The organism is Ruegeria sp. AP12, from assembly GCF_056540025.1.
Map to the genome: position 1 here is coordinate 1 of NZ_JBQFVZ010000129.1, position 947 is coordinate 947.

Consider the following 947-nt stretch of genomic DNA (forward strand, 5'->3'; position numbering starts at 1 on the left):
AATTCGGGGCCGAGCCGAACTCGAACGTGGCCTTCGTGGACGCGGCGATGCCAGGCATGCTGCCTGTGATCAACGAATACTGCGTGGAACAGGCCGTGCGCACGGGTCTGGGCCTGAAGGCGGATATCAACCTGAAATCGGCTTTTGACCGCAAGAACTACTTCTACCCTGACCTGCCGCAGGGCTACCAGATTTCCCAGCTGTACCACCCCATCGTGGGCGAAGGTGAAGTGCTGGTCGAGATGGGCGACGGTACCGCGCGCATGGTCCGTATCGAACGTATCCACATGGAGCAGGACGCGGGCAAATCGATCCACGACATGGACCCGCATATGTCCTTTGTGGACCTGAACCGGACAGGCGTTTGCCTGATGGAAATCGTCAGCCGCCCCGACATCCGTGGCCCCGAAGAAGCCGCCGCATACATCGCCAAGCTGCGCCAGATCATGCGCTATCTGGGCACCTGTGATGGGAACATGCAGAACGGAAACCTGCGGGCGGACGTAAACGTCTCGATCTGTTTGCCGGGTGCTTATGAGAAGTATCAGGAAACGCAGGACTTCTCGCATCTGGGCACGCGCTGCGAGATCAAGAACATGAACTCGATGCGCTTCATCCAGCAGGCGATTGAGGTCGAGGCCCGCCGTCAGATCGCCATCGTCGAAGCCGGTGGCAAAGTCGATCAGGAAACCCGCCTGTATGACCCGGACAAGGGTGAGACACGATCCATGCGGTCCAAGGAAGAAGCGCATGACTACCGCTATTTCCCCGACCCTGACCTGCTGCCATTGGAGATCGAACAGGCATGGGTCGACGACATCGCCGCCAAGCTGCCTGAGCTGCCCGACGAGAAAAAAGCGCGGTTCATCGAAGCCTTCGGCCTAACCGATTATGACGCCTCAGTCCTGACCGCCGAGGTCGAAAGCGCCGCCTATTTCGAAGAGGTC

Annotated in this window: 1 protein-coding gene; it reads left to right on the plus strand. The window is 59.2% G+C overall.

The window, feature by feature from the left end; all coding sequences use genetic code 11:
- Positions 1–947: Asp-tRNA(Asn)/Glu-tRNA(Gln) amidotransferase subunit GatB (gene gatB / locus ACR0E6_RS21730; protein ID WP_480587225.1), on the plus strand; the 947-nt coding region annotated here is incomplete at both ends.